Source organism: Mycobacterium sp. GA-2829 (genome assembly GCF_001499965.1).
Taxonomy (GTDB): Bacteria; Actinomycetota; Actinomycetes; order Mycobacteriales; family Mycobacteriaceae; genus Mycobacterium.
This window is the reverse complement of the sequence record NZ_LQIT01000011.1, coordinates 77,449-94,492: the sequence shown is the minus strand read 5'-3', so window position 1 is coordinate 94,492 and position 17,044 is coordinate 77,449. Positions and strand designations below refer to the sequence as shown.

Annotated in this window: 14 protein-coding genes; 12 read left to right on the top strand and 2 right to left on the bottom strand. The window is 69.3% G+C overall.

Annotation, left to right across the window (positions count from 1 at the left end; all coding sequences use genetic code 11):
- Positions 1 to 50 precede the first annotated feature (50 nt).
- Positions 51 to 1,037: an MPT63 family protein gene (locus AU194_RS08315; protein ID WP_059088756.1), complete on the bottom strand. Its 987-nt coding sequence runs from the start codon at positions 1,035 to 1,037 to the stop codon at positions 51 to 53.
- A gap of 118 nt (positions 1,038 to 1,155) precedes the next feature.
- Positions 1,156 to 2,433: a MinD/ParA family protein gene (locus tag AU194_RS08310; protein ID WP_197417550.1), complete on the bottom strand. Its 1,278-nt coding sequence runs from the start codon at positions 2,431 to 2,433 to the stop codon at positions 1,156 to 1,158.
- A gap of 478 nt (positions 2,434 to 2,911) precedes the next feature.
- Here AU194_RS08310 and AU194_RS08305 point away from each other — a divergent pair, with 478 nt between their 5' ends.
- The 12 genes from AU194_RS08305 (at position 2,912) to eccD (ending at position 17,042) form a co-directional block, all read left to right on the top strand.
- Positions 2,912 to 3,757, top strand: coding sequence for an ESX secretion-associated protein EspG (locus tag AU194_RS08305; protein WP_059088755.1), 846 nt, complete (start codon positions 2,912 to 2,914; stop codon positions 3,755 to 3,757).
- Between the two features lie 12 nt (positions 3,758 to 3,769).
- Positions 3,770 to 4,243, top strand: a complete 474-nt coding sequence (locus tag AU194_RS08300) for a hypothetical protein (RefSeq protein ID WP_059088754.1) — start codon at positions 3,770 to 3,772, stop codon at positions 4,241 to 4,243.
- The gene (gene eccA, locus AU194_RS08295) at positions 4,236 to 5,957 is read left to right on the top strand and encodes a type VII secretion AAA-ATPase EccA (RefSeq protein ID WP_059088753.1); all 1,722 of its coding nucleotides are present in this window, start codon (positions 4,236 to 4,238) and stop codon (positions 5,955 to 5,957) included. The genes AU194_RS08300 and eccA overlap by 8 nt, the downstream gene beginning before the upstream one ends.
- Positions 5,958 to 5,961: 4 nt before the next feature.
- Entirely contained in the window at positions 5,962 to 7,437 is a 1,476-nt protein-coding gene (gene eccB, locus AU194_RS08290; RefSeq protein ID WP_059088752.1) for a type VII secretion protein EccB, read from the top strand.
- A 29-nt stretch (positions 7,438 to 7,466) separates the two neighbouring features.
- The gene (gene eccCa / locus AU194_RS08285; protein ID WP_059088751.1) at positions 7,467 to 9,707 is read left to right on the top strand and encodes a type VII secretion protein EccCa; all 2,241 of its coding nucleotides are present in this window, start codon (positions 7,467 to 7,469) and stop codon (positions 9,705 to 9,707) included.
- Positions 9,704 to 11,482: a type VII secretion protein EccCb gene (eccCb, locus tag AU194_RS08280; protein ID WP_059088750.1), complete on the top strand. Its 1,779-nt coding sequence runs from the start codon at positions 9,704 to 9,706 to the stop codon at positions 11,480 to 11,482. Before eccCa ends, eccCb begins: the two co-directional genes overlap by 4 nt.
- 146 nt (positions 11,483 to 11,628) lie before the next feature.
- Entirely contained in the window at positions 11,629 to 11,922 is a 294-nt protein-coding gene (locus AU194_RS08275; RefSeq protein ID WP_059088749.1) for a PE domain-containing protein, read from the top strand.
- A gap of 61 nt (positions 11,923 to 11,983) precedes the next feature.
- Positions 11,984 to 13,279, top strand: coding sequence for a PPE family protein (locus AU194_RS08270; protein WP_304438542.1), 1,296 nt, complete (start codon positions 11,984 to 11,986; stop codon positions 13,277 to 13,279).
- A gap of 90 nt (positions 13,280 to 13,369) precedes the next feature.
- Complete coding sequence (locus AU194_RS08265; protein WP_059088747.1) at positions 13,370 to 13,669, top strand: WXG100 family type VII secretion target; 300 nt, start codon at positions 13,370 to 13,372, stop codon at positions 13,667 to 13,669.
- A 30-nt stretch (positions 13,670 to 13,699) separates the two neighbouring features.
- On the top strand, positions 13,700 to 13,987 hold the full coding sequence (locus tag AU194_RS08260; protein ID WP_059088746.1) for a WXG100 family type VII secretion target: 288 nt from the start codon (positions 13,700 to 13,702) through the stop codon (positions 13,985 to 13,987).
- A gap of 107 nt (positions 13,988 to 14,094) precedes the next feature.
- Positions 14,095 to 15,516, top strand: coding sequence for a MinD/ParA family protein (locus tag AU194_RS08255; protein ID WP_059088745.1), 1,422 nt, complete (start codon positions 14,095 to 14,097; stop codon positions 15,514 to 15,516).
- Entirely contained in the window at positions 15,513 to 17,042 is a 1,530-nt protein-coding gene (gene eccD / locus AU194_RS08250) for a type VII secretion integral membrane protein EccD (RefSeq protein WP_059088744.1), read from the top strand. The genes AU194_RS08255 and eccD overlap by 4 nt, the downstream gene beginning before the upstream one ends.
- The last annotated feature ends 2 nt before the right edge of the window (positions 17,043 to 17,044 follow it).

Here is a 17,044-nt window from a genome sequence, read left to right as displayed (position 1 = left end):
CCGCGGCTCACGCCGCAGCAGCCCCGCCGTCGTTTGGAGCGGGTGGTGCGTCAGGGCACCGGCACGGGGGTGGGCGTCGGGATCGGCGCGCCCTGGCCGTGCGGAACCGGTGCGACCGCCTGATCGCCGGTGCTCACCGGCTGGGCGGGCGCGGCGGGCGCCGGAGCGGCGGGGGCGGCAGGCGCCGGAGCCGCGGGAGCCTGAGCAGGCACTGGGGCGGCCGGGGTGCTCTGGCTACCGGCGGGCAGCGGGGTGCCCGCGCTGGTGGCGGGCAGCGGCGTACCCGTGCTGCCCGCCGGTACCGGGGTGCCGGCACTGGTCTCGGGCAGCGGGGTGCCGGTGCTGCCCTCGGCAAGCGGGGTGCCCGTGCTGCCCGCGGGAGCGGGCACGAGTTCGGCGCTGGCCGGCGCGGGTTCGCCCGGGACGGCCGGCTCGACGGCTTCGCTCGCCGCATCCGGGGTGGTGGCCTCGGCGGCCTGCGGCGCGGCAGAGGTGGAGCTGCCCGACGGGGCGGAGCTGCGCGGGCTCGACGAGGTTCCCGGGGTGCTCTTGGGCGCGGGCTGCACCCACAGCAGCAGATCCTGGCTGCCGTCGTTGTAGACGACGCCGTCCGGCTGGGCGCCGGTCACGTCGAAGTAGATCTTGCCGGTGGTCTCCTGGCCCGGGTTCAGCGTTGCCGGATTGACGCCCTGCGGTGTGGCCACCTGCCACAGCGCCCGGTAGGTCTCGCCGTTCTGGGCGCGGGCGTTGAAGTTCGACACGATCGGTGTCGCCGCCCCCTCCAGCGCCTCATCGGTGGCGGTCGCCTCCCACAGCGTGCCCTGCACGGGGTAAGGGATGGTGTCGGTGCTGGTCTTCAGGTCGGTGACGGTCCAGCCTTGCACGACGGACCCGTTGACCAGGTCGGCCTGCTGACCGATCTCGTGGACGGCCGGCCCGGCGGGCGCCGCGGCCTCGGATTCCGCACCGGCGACCGGGGCGGCGATGACCGCACCCGCTGTCGCGAAGGTTGCTGCCAGAACTGTGGTGATCTTCAACGTGGTTCACTCCCTGAGTCGTCCTACGGCCGACTCCCCCGTGTCTGGAGGCGGTCCCGCTAGCGAACCTAGCAAATGATGACGTTGCTGGGCACCCCCAGGCCGCAGGTCGGCCGCCTCAGCCGCGTTCCCGGGACCGGTCGTCGGCGGTCGGAAAGTGCTCGGCCAGCGCGGCCGCGAGTTCGAGGAAACGGCGCCGTGCGGCAGGTGACATCTCCCGCGTCCCGTTGATCACGCCGCCCGGCCGCAGGTGCCCGTCGAACGGGATCTCGATGACCCGCTGACCGTGTCCGGAGAACTGCTGCGCCAGGATCGAGCGGGTGCGTTTGTCGGCGTGGCCGTCAGAGTCGTTGAGCACCACGACAGTTCGTTGCAACAGGTTGTTCATCCCCCGGGCGGCCAACCAGTCCAGTGTCTGGCCGGCTGCCGCCGCACCGTCCACCCACGGGGAGGAGACCACGACCAGGGCGTCGAGATCGCGCAGCACCTCCTGGGTGACGGGGGAGTCCATGGTGGAGCTGCAGTCGACGATCGAGATCGAGAAGTACCGGTCCAGACGTGAGGTCGCCTCCCGGTAGATCGCCGGATCGAGCACCCGCCTACGGGCGGGGGACCCTTCGCCGGCGAGGACGAACAGTCCGGCGGCGTTGTTGCCGACGCGGCTTCGCACATCGGCGAAGGTCTCGAGGTGCTGATCAGCGGCGAGCTCCCAGTAACTTCCCTGCGCATGCGGGTCGATGCGGCTGCCCAATTTGCCGAACGCGGTATCGGCATCGACGGCGACCACGCGGTCGTTCTGCCGCAGTTCGGCGAACACGGAGCCCAGGCTGGCCGAGACCGTCGTCTTCCCGACGCCGCCCTTGCCCATCACGCCGATCTTGAGGTGTCCGCGCAGCGTCCCGCGGATCTGGTTCTCCAAGTGGATCTGACGCAGCTCCTCCGGTGACTGACCGGGGTTGATCAGACCGAAGCTGGCCTTGAACACCCACCGCCGCCAGCCGTGCGCCGGCGGGGTCTTGCGCGGGCGGACCAGCTCCTCGACCCGGATGGCCTCGGCGTACGAAGCGGGCGGCTGCGGGTGAGGCTGCGGTTGAGGCTGGGGCTGCTGCCCACCCGGTGCGTGGCCCCACCCCGGGGGTGGCGGCGCATGCTGCGCCGGGGGTCGCGGTCCGCGCGCCGGTTGCCACCCCGGCGGGGGCTGGTTCTGGGACCACCCGGTCGGTTGCGGACGGGGCGGGGCCGGACGCTGCGGCTGTGGGTCACGGAAGCTGGTGCGCAGACCCGGATCGGTGACCAGCGTCGGCTCCTCGGCCGCAGCCACTTCCGGTGGGGGATCCCCCTGCTCCTGGCCGGTCCAGCCGAGCTCTCTCCGCAGGGCATCGTCGCGGTCGGTCACTACGGTCTCCTCAAGAAGTCACGTCGGCCGAGTCCAGTATCAACGAACCCGACCCGCTTACTCGCACGCCGGGTACATCAGCAAAGTTATGGAGCGTGAACGTGCACGGTGCTGGGGGTATCGGCACCGTTGCCAGGCGTCCGCCGGGCCGCCGCATCGGGGTCGCGGCACGTCCGTCGCGGGGGGCGCACCGGTTCAGCCTGGCGGCGTCGGGTGCCGGCCCCTGAGCGTTCGCTGAGAGCTCGGTTTCGCGAGCATGCGCCGTACACGCATATTGCTGATCTTGGCGCAGGCCCGTGGTCGGCGCCGCCGCGGGACCTGGAAATTCGTGCGTGGGGGAAGGCGGGACCGCTGGTACGCTCACATCCGGCGAAGCGCTGCTGAACTCGCTGTTTCGCCGACGCTGTTGCGGGATGCGGCAAATGTCCGAACAATCCACGGCAGAACCGGTACCGGATAAAGGGTTGGGGGTCCGATCATGGTCAGCGCACCGGCCGCGGCCGGCGGCACCCACTACGACGATGTCGTCGCCGTCGAGGTCACCATCGACGGCATGCTGGTGATCGCCGACCGCATGAGCGTCAGCGATTTCCCGCCGTCGCTCGGAATCCGGCTCAACATCCCTCAGCCCGATCTCCGCAAGATCGTCTGGGAGCAGGTGGCCCGCGACCTCACCGAGCAGGGTGTACTCAACCTCTACGGCGATCCGCATCCGGAGGTCGCCGCGATGGTGGACACGCTCAGCCGCTCCGACCGGGTGCTCGAAGGGCGCTGGTGGCGCCGCGACGTCGGCGGCAAGATGGTGCGCTTCGTCGTGTGCCGCAAGGGGGATCGCCACGTCGTCGCCGCGCGCGACGACGAGATGCTGGTCATTCAGCGGGTCGCCCCGCAGGTCGGGTTGGCCGGCATGGTGACCGCGGTGCTCGGAACCGCCACCCCCGCCGACGTCGAACCGCTCACCGGAGTGGCCAGCAAGCTGGCGGCGTGCCGGACGGCGAACGAACTCCAGGCCTACGGCATACCGCTGCCCTCGGCGCGGGCCTACGCCGAGGTCATCAGCGATCCGGCGAGCTGGGTGGAGCTGACCGCGACCGAACGCCACCCGGGCGGCACCCAGACCACCACCGACGTCGCCGCGGGTGTCCTCGACTCCCAGCACGGCCGCATCGTGTCCATCCCCCGCCGGGTCAGCGGCGAGCTGTACGGCAGCTTCCTGCCCGGCACCCAGGAGAATCTGCAGCGCGCGCTCGACGGACTGGTCGAGTTCCTGCCGTCGAAAACGTGGTTCGAGCACAGCGACGCCGAAGCGGGGTACGCGGAGTGAGCGGAACCTGCCATGGCGGGTGACTTCGCACCGCAGGAACCCGAGGACGATCTGTCCGCGTTGGACTTCTACCAGCCCGTCCCCGCCGAGGCAGAAGACTCCGAACTCGTCGCTCTCGACGCCTTCACCGACCACGACCCGGCCGCAGAACCGGAGCCGCTGTTCACGGTCACCAACCCGCCCGGCACCGTCACGGTGACCACCTACCTGGACGGCCGGGTCCAGTACATCCAGTTGTCACCGCAGGTGGCGCACATGACCGAACGGGAACTCGCTGAGGAGATCATGGTGATCGCGGGTCTGGCCACACAGGACGCCAAATCGGCCCAGTACCAACGGATGCTCGACGGCATGCGCGAACAGGGCCACGACGACCCCGCGACCCGCGACTTCCTGCAGCGCGACCTTCAACTGCCCACCCCCGACGAGGCCAGGGCGCGCCGCGCCGAAGTGTTCACCACCAGGTATGCAGGTAGCCATGAGTGATCACCTGGCCAGCCTGTTCGGCAGTGCGGTCGGCATGCTGCCGAACGCCCCGGCGCGTTCGTACGAGATGTTCACCGACATCACCAATTACGACGAAACCGCCTGCGACGCATGGGTGGGACGAATCCGGTGCGGCGACATGGACCGGGTGACGCTGTTCCGCGCCTGGTATTCGCGCGGCAATTTCGGTCAGCTCGCGGGCGCCGCCGAGATCTCGATGAACAGCCTCAATGCGCGCATCCCGATCGGCGGACTGTTCGGGGAGATCACCTATCCGATCACCTCACCGCTGGCCATCACCCTCGGCTTCGCGGTCCACGAGGCCAAGGAGGGTAACTACACCGACGCCATGGAGGCGCTGGAGAACGTCCCGCCCGGCGGCGCCGATCATCTGATCGCCTGGGTGAAGGCGGTCGTCTACGGGGCGGCCGAACGCTGGACCGATGTGATCGATCAGGTGCGCAGCGCCAACACCTGGCCGGACAAGTTCCTCGCCGCCGCCGCCGGCGTCGCGCACGGGGTGGCCGCGGCCAACCTCGGACTGTTCACCGAGGCCGAACGGCGGCTGACGGAGATGAACACCTCGCCCGCCGGCCAGGCGTGCGCCCAGACCATCGCCTGGTACCTCGCGATGACCTACCGCGGCCAGGGCAACGAAGACGGCGCCCGCGCGCTGCTGGAATGGCTGCAGGCCACCCATCCGCAGCCGAAAGTCACTGCCGCGCTTCGTGATCCGTCGTACCGGCTGGTGACCACCACCGCCGAGAAGATCGCCGCGCGCACCGATCCGTGGGATCCGGCCAGCGCGGTCGCCGACACCTCCGGGCGGGAGCGCCTGCTCGCCGAGGCGCAGGCCGAACTCGACCGCCAGATCGGGTTGAGCCGGGTCAAGGAGCAGATCGAGGCGTACCGCGCGGCCACCCAGATGGCCAAGATCCGTGCGGCCCGCGGGATGAAGGTCGCGCAGACGTCGAAGCACATGATCTTCGCCGGACCGCCCGGCACCGGTAAGACCACGATCGCCCGGGTGGTGGCCAACATCCTCGCCGGCCTCGGGGTGATCGCCGAACCGAAACTGGTCGAGACCTCGCGCAAGGATTTCGTCGCCGAATACGAAGGGCAGTCGGCGGTCAAGACGGCCCGCACCATCGACCGCGCGGTCGGCGGCGTGCTGTTCATCGACGAGGCCTACACCCTGGTCCAGGAGCGCGATGGCCGCGCCGACCCGTTCGGCACCGAGGCGCTGGACACCCTGCTGGCCCGTATGGAGAACGACCGCGACCGGCTCGTGGTGATCATCGCCGGTTACAGCGCCGACATCGACCGGCTGCTGGAGACCAACGACGGTCTGCGGTCGCGCTTCGCGACGCGCATCGAATTCGACTCCTACGCACCGGAGGAGATCGTCGAGATTGCGAAAGTGATTGCCACGGCCAATGATTCGGCGGTCAACGAGGACGCCGCCAAGCTGGTGCTCGAGGCGGCGACGCTGCTGGCCCAGCGCACCCTCAACGGCAAGCCGGCGTTGGACATCGCGGGCAACGGTCGCTACGCGCGGCAGCTGGTCGAGGCCGGCGAGCAGAACCGCGACATGCGGTTGGCGCGGTCCCTGGACTTCGACAGCCTCGGTGTCGAGCAGTTGAGCGAGATCAACGGCGAAGACATGGCGTCGGCGATCGCCGCCGTCCATGCCCGCCTGAACATCAGCGGGTGAGGCGATGGCGAGTTTCCGGCTAACCACCAAGGTCCAGGTCAGTGGCTGGCGCTTCCTGTTGCGGCGCGTCGAGCACGCGATCGTGCGGCGCGACACCCGGATGTTCGACGATCCGCTGCAGTTCTACAGCCGGGCGGTGACCGCGGGCATCGTCATCGCGGTTCTGATCTGCCTGGGCGCCGCGCTGATGGCGTACTTCAAACCCCTGGGCAAGCGCGGTGGTGACCAGTTGCTCGTCGACCGCACCACCAATCAGCTCTACGTCGTCATGCCCGGCGGCGGTGAGCTGCGCCCGGTGTACAACCTCACCTCCGCGCGACTGGTCCTCGGCAACCCCGGCACCCCGTCCGCAGTGAAATCCGATGAGCTGAACCGGATGTCGAAGGGGCAGCCGATCGGGATCCCGGGCGCCCCGTACGCGACGCCGGTGTCCGGTGCGGCCGAATCGATGTGGACGCTGTGCGACACCGTCACCAAACCGGAAAGTGTCACACCGCAGGTGCGCACCTCGGTGCTGATCCGGCCGCTGGTGGTGGACTCCACCGTCGCGCCGCTGCGCCCGGACCAGGGGATGCTCGTCTCATACAAGGGTGCGAACTGGTTGGTCACCGAGGGCGGCAGGCATTCGATCGATCTGGCCGACCGCGCAGTGACCTCGGCGGTCGGCATCCCGGTGACCGCAAGGGCCACACCGATTTCCGAGGGTCTGTTCAACGCGCTGCCCAACGCGGGGCCGTGGCAGCTGCCGCAGATCCCGCGCGCCGGTGAACCCAACACCCTCGGGCTGCCCGCGAATCTGGTGATCGGGTCGGTGTTCACGACCGTCACCGACGCCGACGAACAGCAGCACTACGTGGTGCTTCCCGACGGTGTGGCGCGGGTCAACGAGCCGACCGCGGCCGCCCTGCGCGCCACGAACTCCTACGGTCTGATGCAGCCGCCGCCCGTCGAGGCCAGTGTGGTGGCCCGCATCCCCGAACAGGTCTACGTGTCGCCGCTGCCGGACAAGGCGCTCGACATCCTGCTGCGCCAGGACGATCCGACGCTGTGCTGGTCGTGGCAGCGCGTCGCGGGCGACCAGGCGCCGCGCACCACCGTCATCGCGGGCCGGCGGTTGCCGATCGCCGCGTCGGCGCTGAACACCGGCATCCAGCAAATCACCGGCGACTCCACGGTCTACATCGACGGCGGACAGTACATCCGGCTGCAGTCCCCGGATCCGCGGTACGGCGAGAGCCTCTACTACATCGATCCGCAGGGTGTGCGCTACGGCCTCCCGAACGAGGACACCGCCAAGAACCTCGGCCTCACGAGCCCGGGAACGGCGCCGTGGCAGGTGGTCAGCCTGCTCGTCGACGGCCCGGTGCTGTCCAAGGAGGCGGCTCTGATCGAACACGACACGCTGCCCGCGAACCCGAACCCGCGCAAGGTGGGCGAGGACGGTGTCGCGGCGGGCGCCCAACCGGGAGGCGGCGGATGACTGGAGGCCCGGATGACTGGAGTCGCTGAATGACGACGAAGAAGTTCACCCCGATCATCAAACGGGGCCCGCGCCTGACCCCCGGTGAGATCACCGTGACGCCCCCGGATGATCTCGGCGTCGAGATCCCGCCGTCGGGGATGCAGAAGGCACTGCCCTGGGTGATGGGCGGTTGCATGCTCGGGATGATCGCGATCATGATCTTCACCGGCGTCCGCCAGCTGTCGCCGTACATGCTGATGATGCCGCTGATGATGATCATGGCCACTGTCGGTTTCATGTCCGGCGGCGGATCCGGCGCCAAACGGGTGCCCGAGATCAACGCCGACCGCAAGGAGTACCTGCGGTACCTGGCCGGGCTGCGCACCCGCGTCACCTCGTCGGCGGCGGCGCAGGTGACGTTCTTCAACTACCACGCACCGCATCCCGAGGATCTGCTGTCGATCGTGGGCACCAACCGCCAGTGGTCCCGGCAGGCCAACAGCGAGTTCTTCGCCGCGACCCGGATCGGCCTCGGCTCCGAACCGGCCGTCGACCGGCTGCTCAAGCCGTCCGTCGGCGGTGACATCAACGGGCTGGCCGGGCCGCAGGCCGCACCCCAAGCGCACCTCGAACCCGTCAGCCACATGTGGGTGACGAAGTTCCTGCGCACCCACGGCCTCGTCCACGACTGCCCGAAACTCGTTCAGCTGCGCAGCTTCCCGACCATCGCGATCGGTGGCGACCCCGACGGGTCGGCGGCGCTGCTGGCCGCGATGATCTGCCACCTCGCGGTGTTCCATCCGCCGGACCTCCTGCAGATGCGGGTGCTCACCGACAACCCCGAGGATCCGAACTGGAACTGGCTCAAGTGGTTGCCGCACGTGCAGCACCAGAGCGACGTCGACGCCGCCGGCCCGACCCGCATGGTGTTCACCCGGCCCGACGGACTCAGTGATCTGACCGCGCGCGGACCGCACACCGCCGATTCGGCGCCCAGCGGCCCGTACGTCGTCGTCATCGATCTCACCGGGGGGCGTGCCGGGTTCCCGGCCGACGGCCGCGCCGGGGTCACGGTCCTCACCCTCGGCAACCACAACGGCTCCACCTACCGGATCCGGGTGGCCGCCAACGGCACCGCCGACGACCGGCTGCCCAACTCACCGTTCCGGTTGGTCACCAATTCCAGCGACCGGCTCACCCCCGGACAGGCCGCGCGCATCGCCCGCAAGCTTGCGGGCTGGTCGATCACCGGCGCGATCATCGACAAGAACGTGCGGGTGCAGAAGAAGGTGGCCACCGAGTGGCATCAACTCGTCGGCGCGCAGACCGTCGAGGAGGTCACCCCGGCCCGCTGGCGGATGTTCGCCGACACCGACCGGGACCGGTTGAAGATCCCGTTCGGGCACGAACTGCGCACCGGCGACATCATGTACCTCGACATCAAGGAGGGCGCCGAGTTCGGTGCGGGCCCGCACGGCATGCTGATCGGCACCACCGGCTCGGGTAAGTCGGAATTCCTTCGCACGCTGATCCTCTCGCTGGCCGCGACCCACCACCCCGATCAGGTGAACCTGCTGCTCACCGACTTCAAGGGTGGTTCGACGTTCCTCGGCATGGAGAAGCTGCCGCACACCGCGGCTGTGGTCACCAACATGGAAGAGGAAGCCGAACTCGTCAGCCGCATGGGTGAGGTGCTCACCGGTGAACTCGACCGCCGCCAGTCCATCCTGCGCCAGGCCGGTATGCAGGTCGGGGCGGCCGGTGCGCTGTCGGGTGTGGCCGAGTACGAGAAGCACCGCGAACGGGGCGCCGACCTGCCGCCGCTGCCCACGCTGTTCGTTGTCGTCGACGAGTTCGCCGAGCTGCTGCAGAACCATCCGGACTTCATCGCGCTGTTCGACCGGATCTGCCGTGTCGGCCGCTCGCTGCGGGTGCACCTGCTGCTGGCCACCCAGTCGCTGAACACGGGCGGCGTGCGCATCGACAAGCTCGAACCGAACCTGACGTACCGAATCGCGTTGCGCACCACCAGTTCCGCCGAATCCAAGGCGGTGATCGGCACGCCGGAGGCGCAGTACATCACCAACAAGGAGAGCGGCGTCGGCTTCCTGCGGGTCGGAATGGAGGATCCGGTGAAGTTCCAGAGCGTGTACACCGGTACGCCGTACGTGCCCGCGGCGGCCACCCAGGAGGACGGGGAGGCCAAACCCCGCCAGGCCAACCGCAACCGGGTGCGTATCCACAAGTTCACCGCGACACCGATCTTCGACACGGCGGTGACGTCATGACCGCCACTGAGCAGAAGGTGCTGCGCGAGGTCGTCCTCGACCAGTTGACGACGGGCGAGATCCGCGCCTACCGGATGTGGTTGCCGCCGTTGACCGATCCGACACCGGTCAACGAACTCGTCGAACGCGATCATCAGCGCAGGCCGCTGCGGTTCGGGCTGGGCATCATGGACGAACCGCGCAGGCACCGCCAGGATATCTGGGGCGTCGACGTATCCGCCGCGGGCGGCAACATCGCGATCGGAGGCGCCCCGCAGACCGGGAAATCCACGTTCCTGCAGACGCTGATCATGTCGGCGGCGGCCACCCACTCACCGCGCGACGTGCAGTTCTACTGCGTCGACCTCGGCGGTGGCGGTCTGATGTACCTCGAGGATCTGCCGCACGTCGGCGGTGTCGCCACCCGCGCCGAGCCCGACCGGGTGAACCGGGTGGTCGCCGAGGTGAAAGCCGTTCAGCGGCAACGGGAGCGCACGTTCAAGGAGCTCCGCGTCGGGTCCATCGCCGGTTACCGGCAGATGCGTGAGGACCCGAACAGCCCGGCGTCGGCCGATCCGTTCGGCGACGTGTTCTTGGTGATCGACGGGTGGCCGGCGTTCGTCGCCGAGTTCCCCGACCTGGAACCGGTGGTGCAGGACCTGGCCGGCCAGGGCCTGGCGTTCGGTGTGCACGTCATCATCTCCACCCCGCGCTGGACGGAGCTCAAGTCGCGCGTCCGCGACTACCTCGGCACCAAGATCGAGTTTCGCCTCGGCGACGTCAACGAGACGCAGATCGACCGGATCACCCGCGAGATCCCGCAGAACAGGCCGGGCCGGGCGATCTCGATGGAGAAGCACCACCTGATGATCGGAGTGCCCCGCCTCGACGGTCGGCACAGCGCCGACGACCTCGTCCCGGCGATCTCCGCAGCGGTCGCCCAGATCTCGGCCCAACACACCGTGCGGGCGCCGCAGGTCCGAGTGCTGCCGGAGAAGGTGTACCTGCACGAACTCGACCCGGCCCCGCCCGGACCCGACTCGGACTACCGCACCCGCTGGCAGATCCCGCTGGGGCTGCGGGAGTCTGATCTCAGTGTCGCGTACAACCAGATGCACATGACGCCGCACCTGTTGATCTTCGGTGCGCCCAAGTCCGGCAAAACGACCATCGCGCACGCGGTGGCCCAGGCGATCTGCAAACGCAACAGCCCCCAGCAAGTCCGGTTCATGCTGGCCGACTACCGGTCGGCGTTGCTGGACGCGGTGCCGCAGAGTCACCTGCTCGACGCGGGCGCGGTGAACCGCAACCACGCATCCTTGGAAGCGGCAATCAAGGCGCTGGCGACCAACCTGCAGAAGCGGCTGCCTCCGCCGGATCTGACCACCGCGCAGCTGCGGTCCAGGTCGTGGTGGAGCGGACCCGACGTGGTGCTGCTCGTCGACGACTGGCACATGATCGTGGCGGCCTCGGGAATGGTGCCGCCGATGGCGCCGCTGGCCCCGCTGCTGCCCGCGGCGGCCGATATCGGGCTGCACATCATCGTGACCTGCCAAATGAGCCAGGCGCACCGGGCCACGATGGACAAGTTCGTGGGCGCCGCGTACGGGGCGGGGACCCCCACGCTGTTCCTGTCCGGGGAGAAGACGGAGTTCCCGTCGAGCGAGATCAAGTTGCGTAAACGGCCGCCTGGCCAGGCGCTTCTGGTGTCGCCGGACGGTAAGGAGGTGGTCCAGGCCGCCTACGTCGATCCCCCCGAAGAAGAAGTGTTCGCACCACCCCCACAGGGCGGTTAGTATCTAGCCAGAGCTTTACAGCAACGTTGGCGGATCTGCGCCAGCAAATAAGTCGGGGGATGAGTCCGGAGACGACGCGGCACCTGTGCTCGAGCCGTTCACCATCGCTTGTCCTGATCAGGGGAACCAGTAAAGGAGACGCGCAAATGCAACCTCTCGAACACAATCCGGGCGCGGCGGGCATCGGCGGACAGGTCGTCGCAAATGGCGCACGCGGGCTGGCCGGTGGTACGGCGGCCACAGCGGCGGTGACCGCGCTGGTCCCCGCTGGGGCCGACGAGGTGTCGGCGATGGCCGCCGCCGGCTTCGCCGCCGAGGGCGCCGAGACCCTCGCCCTGAACACTTTCGCGCAGGAGGAGCTGTCCCGCGCGGGTGCGGCGGTCATGGAGATCTCGGGCATCTACGCCGCCGTCGACGCCGCCAACGCCAGCACCTTCTGAGCACTCCTGACGGAGTGACGCACCCACCATGCTGACGGGGATCCCTCTTCCACCGACCTGGATGGCACTGCCGCCCGAGGTCAACACCGGCCGTTTGATGGCCGGGGCCGGCGCGGCGCCGATGCTCCAGGCCGCTGCCGGGTGGGAGGCGCTCGCCGTGCTGCTGGAGGCCCAGGCCGACGAACTCGCCGCCAGTCTGGCGAACCTGTCGTCGGTGTGGACGGGCGGTGCGAGTGAACGTGCGGTGGCCGCGACCATGCCGATGGTCGTGTGGTTGCGCACCACGTCGGCGCAGGCGATGAAGCGGGCGCTGCAGGCCGCCAACCAGGCAAACTCGTACACCCTTGCAATGGCAACTACTCCGCCGATCCCGGAGATCGAGCAGAACCACATCACCCACGCGGTGCTCGAGGCCACGAACTTCCTCGGCGTCAACACCGTGCCGATCGGGGTGAACGAGTTCGACTACTTCGTGCGGATGTGGCAGCAGGCCGCCGGGGCGATGAGCGTGTACCAGGCCGAGACACAGATGAACATGCTGTTCGAACCGATCCCGCCGATGACGCCGATCGTCATCCCCGGTGTCGGTGAGGCCACCGGAGCGGCGGCGACGGCCCAGGCCTCGGCGCGGGCCCCGATGGGCGCACTGCGCAACGGGATGGTGTCGATGGTCAGCTCCACCGCCAAGATGGAATCGGTCGGCCTCAACGCAGGCCGGGCGATGGCACAGGGGAACATGGCCGGCCAGCGTGCCCAGGGCGCCGTCCAAAAGGGGGAGCAGGCCGCCCAGTCCCAGCCGCAGGACCAGCTGATGCAGCAGGGCGTGCAGATGGGCGTCCAGATGGCCGGCCAGGTCGGCTCCATGGTGTCGCAGGTGCCGCAGCAGTTCGGGCAGATGGTCCAGACGCCGATGCAGATGCTCACCCAGCCGCTGCAGCAGGTGTCGTCGATTTTCGGTCAACTCGGCGGCAACCTCAGCGGCGACAAGGCGCAGATCGGTCTCATCGGTGCGACACCGTTCTCGAACCACCCGCTCGCCGGCGGATCCGGTGCGAGTAGCGGTGCCGGTCTGGTGCGGGCGGCGTCGCTGCCCGGCGCGGGCGGCACCGGGGCCCGTACCCCGCTGATGGCCAACCTGATCGGGGACAAGGTCGAGGCCGCACCGGTCGCGGTCGGGGCCGGCGCGGCCGCCGGGGCGGCGGTCGGGGGACTGGCACCGGTCGGCGGGGCAGGCGGCGGCATGGGGCCGATGGGCATGGCCGGACAGAACTCCAAGAGCGGCGGCTCGAAACCAGGGCTGACCGCACCCGCGCCACTGGCGCACGACCTCGATGAGGACGAAGGCGACGACTGGTAGGTCGCCGACACACAGACTTTCCGGTCAGCAGACCGGAAGACTCGCCATTTCCCGTGGTGAGGACACAGGAAAAGAAGGATGTATCCAACAATGGCAATGAATACCGATATTGCTGTCCTCGCCAAGGAGGCCGGCAACTTCGAGCGCATCTCCGGTGAACTGCAGGGCGTCATGAAGTCGGTGGACGCCACCGCCAACAGCCTGCTGCCGCAGTGGCGCGGCCAGGCCGGCGAGGCCGCACAGGCCGCGCTGCTCCGCTACCAGGAGGCCGCCCAGGCGCAGATCCAGACGCTGAACGAGATCTCGGCCAACATCCACACCTCGGGCACCCAGTACGGCTCCACCGACGAGGACCAGGCCGGCACGCTCGCGTCCTCGATGAACATCTGACCCACTCAGACCACACACAAGGAGAAATCAATGTCGGAACAGGTATGGAACTTCGCGGGTATCGAAGGCGGCGCGGGTGAGATCAACGGCGCAGTCAGCACCACCCAGGGGCTGCTCGACGAGGGCAAGGCGTCGCTCGGCGCGCTCGCCGCGGTCTGGGGCGGTTCGGGTTCGGAGGCCTACCAGGCCGTCCAGGCCCGCTGGGACAACACCTCGGCCGAACTCAACGCGGCCCTGCAGAACCTCGCGCACACCATCAGCGAGGCCGGCTCCACCATGGCTCAGACCGAAGCCGGCGTCACCGGAATGTTCGCCTGAGACGCAGCTGCATGAAGGTGGGCGGGGCAGGCCGGCTGTCTCACGGCACCGGCCGAACTCGCCCACCTCGTGCGCTCCGGCGCTAACCCACCACCGAGAGGCTTCCCATGTCGGCCGACTATGACCGGCTCTTCCACTCCCCAGACGCCGCTCAGACGCCCGACGAGGCGACCGTGCACGTCGACCGCGACGCCCTGATGCAGGGCAACGTCGCGGCACCCGCCCCGGCGGGCGGGTCGAACCGCACCGAGAACGCGACGCCGCCGTTGCCAATCACGCCGCCGCGCACGCAGGCCGCCCCGGCGCCGCCGCCACGGCACGCCGAGATCACCACGCAGATGCCGCCGACGCAGGCCCCGCCGCAGCAGACGGCGCCGCAGCGACCGCCCAACGGCATGATGCGTACCCCACAGACCAATCTGCCCGGCGGCGCCCGCTTCGAGGCCCCGCAGCCTCAGACCACCACCGCCGCGCCGCGACCCGCCCCCGCACCGCCGCCGTCGGCGCACTTCGCCGAGGCGCCCCAGGGCGAGACCACCTGGCAGCCCGGGCAGCCGCCTGCCCAACCCGCACCGACCTCCGCGGCCGCGATGGGCAACCACCGCGCCATCGACGCACTCTCGCACGTCGGGGTGAAGTCGGCGGTCAAGATGCCGTCGCAGCGCGGCTGGCGGCACGTGCTGCACCTGCTCACCCGGATCAACCTCGGGTTGTCGCCGGACGAGCTCTACGAGATGGATCTGCACGCCAGGATCCGCCGCAATGCCCGCGACTCCTATCAGATCGGCGTTCTCGGCTTGAAGGGCGGCGTCGGCAAGACGGCCGTCACCGTCGCGCTCGGTTCGACGCTGGCCAAGGTGCGCGGCGACCGGATCCTGGCCATCGACGCCGACCCCGACGCCGGCAACCTCGCCGATCGGGCGGGCAGGCAGTCCGCGGCGACCATCGCGGATCTGTTGTCGGACAAGGAGTTGGCGCGGTACAACGACATCCGCGCCTACACCAGCATGAACGGCGCCAACCTCGAGGTGCTGTCGTCGGAGGAGTACAGCCAGGCACGCCGGGCCTTCAACGACGACGACTGGAAGGGCGCGACCGAGGTCGTGTCGCGGTACTACAACCTCGTCCTCGCCGACTGTGGTGCCGGGCTGTTCCAGCCCGCGGCCCAAGCCGTCCTGTCGACGGTGTCGGGTCTGGTGATCGTCGCCAGCGCCTCCATCGACGGCGCCCGCCAGGCCGCGGTGACCATGGACTGGATGCGCCAGAACGGCTACCAGGACCTCCTCGGCCGGTCGTGCGTGATCATCAACCACGTGGTGCCCGGCAAACCCAACATCGACGTCGATGATCTTGTTCAGCAATTCGAGCGACATGTCGCACCGGGACGTGTCATCGTGCTGCCGTGGGACAAGCACATCGCGGCGGGCACCGAGATCCAGCTCGACCTGCTCGACAAGGTCTTCCAGCGCAGGATCACCGAGCTGGCGGCCGCCTTGTCTGACGACTTCGACAGGCTCGAACGGCGTTGACGACCACCGCCGCGGCATCCGCACCCTCGAGCGTCACCCCCGGACGACCGTCGACCACGCGGGTGACGATCCTGACCGGCCGGCGCATGACGGACCTCGTACTGCCTGCGGCGGCGCCCATCGAGAGCTACATCGACGAGACCGTCGCCGTGCTCGCGGAGATCCTCGAGGACACCCCGAAAGAGGTGCTCGCGGGGTTCGACTTCACCGCGCAGGGGGTGTGGGCGTTCGCGCGCCCGGGCGCCCCGCCGTTGAAGGCCGATGAATCGCTCGACGACGCCGGTGTGGTCGACGGGTCGCTGCTGACGCTGGTGTCGGTGAGCCGGACCGAGCGCTACCGGCCGCTCGTCGAGGACGTGATCGACGCGATCGCCGTCCTCGACGAATCGCCGGAGTTCGACCGCACCGCGCTGCACCGCTTCGTCGGGGTGTCGATTCCCGTTGTCGCGGTGGCGATCACGTTGGTGAGCCTGCTGTCGTGGGAGCGCACCGGGCAGAGCGTGTGGTGGGCGCTGGCGTTGGCCCTGCTCGGGTTCGCGCTGCTCGGCGGCAGCGTGCTGGCCCAACACCGCTACGCCAACCTCAGCATGGCCGAGAGCCTGCTCGTCGCGTCGCTGCCCCCGCTCGCCGCTGGTGCGGCGCTTGCGGTGCCGCTGCCCTACGGGTTCGGATCGTTGGGCGCGCCGCAGCTGGCCGGCGCCGCCGCGGTGGTGCTGCTGCTGACCTTGGCGACCAGGGGCGGACCCCGCAGGCGTGCCGAGATCGCGGCATTTCTGGCGGTCGCGTCGACGGCGTTGACGGCGGCCGCGGTGGCGTTCGGATACGGCTGGGAGTACTGGGTGCCCGCGGGTGCGGTCGCGTTCGGTCTCATCGTGGTGACCAATGCGGCGAAGCTGACCGTCGCGGTGGCCCGCATCGCCCTGCCACCGATCCCCGCGCCCGGTGAGACCGTCACCAACGACGAACTACTCGACCCGATCACCGCGGGCGACGGCGTCGACGAGGAGTCCCCGACCTGGCAGGCCATCATCGCGTCGGTGCCCGAATCGGCCGCGCGGCTGCAGGAACGCAGTGTGCTGGCCAAGAAACTGCTGATCGGATTCCTGAGCGCCGGCGCGCTGACGCTGGCGGTCGGGGCGATCGCGGTGGTGGTGCAGGGCCACTTCTTCGTCCACAGCCTGATCGTCGCCGGTCTGGTCAGCGCGATCTGCGGATTCCGGTCGCGGCTCTACGCCGAGCGGTGGTGCGCGTGGGCGCTGCTCGCGGTCACCGTCGTGGTCCCGACGGGTGTGATGGTCCGGCTCTGCCAGTGGTATCCCGACCGAGCCTGGCTGGTGCTGGCGATCTACACCGCGATCGGGGCGGTCGCGCTGGTGATCATCGGAGCCACCGAGGGGGTGCGGCGCGTGTCGCCGGTGACCAAGCGGATCCTCGAGCTGGTCGACGGCGCCGCGATCGCGGCGGTCATCCCGCTGCTGCTGTGGATCGCCAGCGTCTACGACGTGCTGCGCAACATGCGCTTCTAGGA